The 4,243-nt window shown below is 65.9% G+C and carries 4 protein-coding genes; 2 read left to right on the top strand and 2 right to left on the bottom strand.

All coding sequences use genetic code 11. The features are described from left to right. Positions 1 to 30: 30 nt before the first annotated feature. Positions 31 to 159: a PEP-CTERM sorting domain-containing protein gene (locus tag ACXJKJ_RS29935; protein WP_457394937.1), complete on the top strand. Its 129-nt coding sequence runs from the start codon at positions 31 to 33 to the stop codon at positions 157 to 159. 214 nt (positions 160 to 373) lie between these two features. Here the strand turns inward: ACXJKJ_RS29935 and ACXJKJ_RS29930 are convergent, their stop codons facing one another. Both ACXJKJ_RS29930 and ACXJKJ_RS29925 read right to left on the bottom strand, forming a co-directional pair. Next, on the bottom strand, positions 374 to 2,770 hold the full coding sequence (locus tag ACXJKJ_RS29930; protein WP_457394934.1) for a YCF48-related protein: 2,397 nt from the start codon (positions 2,768 to 2,770) through the stop codon (positions 374 to 376). A gap of 42 nt (positions 2,771 to 2,812) precedes the next feature. Beyond that, on the bottom strand, positions 2,813 to 3,409 hold the full coding sequence (locus ACXJKJ_RS29925; RefSeq protein ID WP_457394931.1) for a hypothetical protein: 597 nt from the start codon (positions 3,407 to 3,409) through the stop codon (positions 2,813 to 2,815). A gap of 99 nt (positions 3,410 to 3,508) precedes the next feature. On the opposite strand from ACXJKJ_RS29925, the gene ACXJKJ_RS29920 reads away from it, so the two are divergent. Continuing rightward, a partial coding sequence (locus tag ACXJKJ_RS29920) for a hypothetical protein (protein WP_457394929.1) occupies positions 3,509 to 4,243 on the top strand: 735 nt, incomplete at its 3' end.

The following is a 4,243-nucleotide window of genomic DNA, read 5'->3' as shown; positions in this document are numbered from 1 at the left end:
GCCAACGGCAATGCCGTCGCCTTTACTGCGCTGAGCGAAGGCAGCGGCGCCGATTTCGCCAAGTCCTTTGCCAGCCCGGTTCCTGAGCCGGGCAGCGTGGGCCTGCTGGCATTCGGGCTGGTCGTGCTGATGCTTCGGGTGCGCCGCTCACAGCGTTGACTTGGCCGGCATGCAATCCGACATCGCACCGTAAAGGGCTGGGTCTTCACTGGCTCGTCGATCGTGGTGGTTCGCATGCTGGCGCAGACCGGATTCAGGCTGTATTCGGCTGCTCCCTGCGACGCCGGGTGACTTGATTCATCGCTGCATAGCACATCAGCTGGTGCACTGACATCTGGCCAGACAGGTCGTCGGGCCCAGGCCATCCGCGGCCTCAAAAGCCGCCAGTTCCAGTCATCAGCAAGCCACCGCTGCTACCGACCACCCAACCCGTGCGGGTATCGACGAACTGGAGCTTGCTGACATATTGGCCGCTTCCCGTGACTTGGCGCTTCCAGGTCTTGCCGCCGTCCACCGTGGCGAAGATCTCGCCCTGGGAGCCTCCGATCCAGCCGTGCTGCGCGTCAATGAACTGGACGGCCAACAAGAGCGCCGACTCATCGACGACCTTTGCCGTCCAGGTTTCGCCGCCGTCCACGGACAGCAGTGCCCGCCCGGACGGCCCCAGCACCCAGACCGTGCTGGCGTCCGCATAGGAGGCCTCGCTGAAGCGGAAACCGTCCGCTGAGGTATAGCGCAGCACCCAGGTCTTGCCGCCATCGCGGGTCTCGTGGATGCGGCCGGAGCCGAGCGCAATGCCACGGGTGGCGCTCTGGAAGCGAACATCGGTCACGCCGCTCGGCAGCGGCGCCGGCTCGCCCCAGCTCACGCCGCCGTCGAGGCTCTGAGCTAGGACGCGATCGGGGTAGGCACCGTAGCGGACCGCCCAGCCCAGGCGATCGTCGATGAACTGAATGCTCGCAAAGTCGTTACCGATGGGCGTGGCGCTCCAGGAGTCACCGGCATCGGTGGTCCGGTACAGGCTGGCACCTGCCAACAACCAGCCCAGCTTGTCCGAGGCGAATTGGAAGTCCGCGTCGTAGTTGCAGTAGGGGCTGTCCATGCCCAGGTCGGTCCGCCTCGTTTCCCAGGTCTTGCCGCCGTCCGTGGAGGATTTCAAGGTGCGATCCTCGACGCGCAGTTGCCGGTTGGCACCCAGCGCCATGAAGGCGAGAAGCTTGGGCCCGCCGTTGCAGTAGCGCCCGCCATGGGTTTGCTTGTCGAGGACATCCCAGCGGCTGCCCATGTCCGTCGACACGTAAGTGGCCAGGGTGGACGGATAGCCGATGTCGGTTTCGATGCTGCCGTAGGAATAGGCACTCACGTGAATGACCACCCGGGCTGTCGGGAAGTACTGCACCGTGCTGATCGAGTAGTCGCTGTGATCGAGCCGCGCTGGCACGGGCAGCTCCATCGGGGCCCAGGTGTTGCCGTTGTCCGAACTGATCGCCGCGGTAGACCTGAAAGGCTTGACCACCAGTACCGATGCGCCCAGGCGGATCGGCGCCTCCGTGAGGGTCCAGTTCACCGCGCTCCAGGTATCGCCCGCATCGGTGCTGCGATAGTTGCTGATGAACAAGGTGTCGCTGGCGTTCACGGCGAGCAGGTTCGATGCCTGCAGGCTCGCCGGCAGCCCCTGCGGCGTCACGGCCTGCCAGCTGGCGCCGCTGTCCCGGCTGCGCAACCAATCGGTGGTCACAACGCCCTGGCCATTGACCAGCGCCGTGTGGATGCGCTGGATCAGGACGCCTTCGCTGTCGAGCAGCTGCATCCGATAGCTGCTCGTGCCTTCGGTCGGGCGCAGGTCCAGGACGCGGGTCTCGTTGAGCCCGAAGTCTGCTGACCTGTAGACCTGCCCGTCACGCAGCGACCAGAGTATCTTGCCCTGGCTGACGCCGATGACCGGATAGCCGAGGGTGCGCCAGGTCTGCCCACCGTCCGTGCTGGTGAATGTCGYCGACGAACCGCCCTGGCCTTGGGCCAAGACGAGGTTGTTGGCGTCGTAAAAGAGCAGCGGCAGCGAGCTGGCAGCGGCCGGCCTTGTGGACGCCTTCCAGCTTGCGCCGCCGTCGTTCGTGCGCAGCAAGCTGTTCTCCGCGCCGAGAACATAGCCCACGTCGGCACTGGCGAAGCGCACGCTGTACAGCGACACATCCACACCGGAGTTCTGCCGGGCCCAGGCCACGCCCGCATTGACCGTCTTGAGAATCTCACCGGCCTCGCCAACCATCCAACCCAATGTGGGGTTGACGAAAAATGTGTCGTAGCGCAGGTTGCCCGTCGGTTGTGGCGAGTTCCAGCACCAGCCGGCGGCGCTCTGCTCGCCGCTGCAGATGAGGCCGGCGACGAAGGCATGGTTGCTGATGCTCAACCCGACCTTCACTTCGCGCACCACACCCGCGCCGTTGGTGACCTTCAGCGTGACCTGGTAGTCGCCGCCCTTGGCGTAGGCGTGGCTCGGACTGGGGCTGTCGCTGACCGCGCCGTCGCCGAAATTCCAGCTGTACTGGAAGTCGACCGCCGTGCCTCCCGTTTGGTTGAACTGAACGGCGCTGGCCATCTCGGCCGCGGACGGCGCGGTGATGGCGAGGCTGTCGGGGATCGGCGTGACGACCTTGGGCGTATCGTCACCGGAGCCGCCACCTCCGCCACCGCAGGCACCCAGCATCACCGCGGCCAAGAAGCCGGCCAGACAGGCGCGCATGCGCCCGCCGCACAGAAATCCGCTCATCGTATTCGCCCCTGAAAGTGCTTATTTGCTAACGAAATGATCTCATGGCGGACGTCCACAATACCACTCCGAGGCCAGCCGCTCCAGGATGTAGATCTCCTTCACCGCCGTCTTGCCCGTGCGCCGGCAGCTGAAGTCCGCCGTCTTGCGGTGGGCGTCCATCTCCACCATCTTCAGGCACTGCACCGGGTCCAGCTCCACGTTGTGCACGTGCTTGTGCCAAAGGGCRTGCGGCCGCAGGCCCGTCACCGGGTCCGGCTGCGCAAACCGCATGATCTCGGCCTCGGCCACCGAGGCATGCTCGCGCCGCACCGCAGCGCTGAGCCTCACGCCCGACCTTCGGCCGCGCCGCCCTGCTGCGCCTGGTGCTCCAGCAGCACCGGGTCCTTCGCCGCCACGGGCGGGCTTCAGCTCGTCGTCAAGCAGGCCCTGCCAGATGGTCATGGGCCGGCCACGGTACTCGGTGGCATTGCCCAGCGCCAGCGCCAACATCGAGGCTTTCGCCACGTTCAGTTGCACGTCGACGGCGAGGTACTGCAGCTCCTCGCTATGAGTCACCACGCTCACGCCGATGTCGCTGCCCAGGCCCGTCCACGTGTAGCCGAAGTAGTCGAGCGAATGGCTCCAATTCGTCAACATCGACAGCCGCACCGACCGAGCCGAGGTGGACCGCGTGCGTGCCTGGGACTGGCGACGGGCGGCCCCGCTGGGGTCGCGACTGGAACACCCGAGGTGCGAGTGGCCGGCACGGGCACCGCGCTTGTGCTGCAGGGCGGTGTTTCCATGCGTCAATCCGCCGCTTCAGCGACATCGGAGATTGGCATGGCACGTTCACCCGCACTCGTTCTGGCCGCCTGCCTGTTGTCGATCGGGGCTGCCGCGCAAGCGGCGACGCCAAAATTCTCGGCCACGGCTTCGGCGGGCAGCGGCACCATCAATATCCCTGGCCCGACCGACTACCACTCCAACGCGGACACGGTGCCAGTCAGTTTCACGGCCACGTCTTCGCAATTCGAAGCGGCCGGCGGCGGGGCGGCGGTGTCCACGGGGCTGGGCCGCTCCAATTCCTCGGCCTCCGCCGACCTGGGCGTCTTGCATCTGCTGGCCGAAGCCAGCGCCAACCTGACCAGCACGAATGGCGCCGCCATGTCCGTGAATGGCAGCAGTTCGGCCAGCGGCAGCATTGACGATGCATTCACGATCAATGCCGTCAATTGCCAGAACCTGACTCTGTGTGGCCCCGGCGCCTTGGGGCTGCTGACCTTCTCGATCGGTGCCTCGGGGAGCATCGGCGGCAACGGCAACGTGAGTGGCAACTGGTCCGTCATCGGGCAGTGGACGGCCGACGTCACATTGAACGCGGGCTATCTGCCGGGGTCGCCCTTGTCAACCAGCGCCGCCTGGCATGGTGATCATTCGATCTCTCGCAACGGCAACGGTGCCCTGTTCGAGTCCAGCAATGGAGATTTCGGC

The sequence above is a fragment of the Roseateles sp. P5_E1 genome, assembly GCF_054049335.1.
Note: the sequence above shows the minus strand (reverse complement) of the source record. Positions and strands in the feature narration are given on the sequence as shown.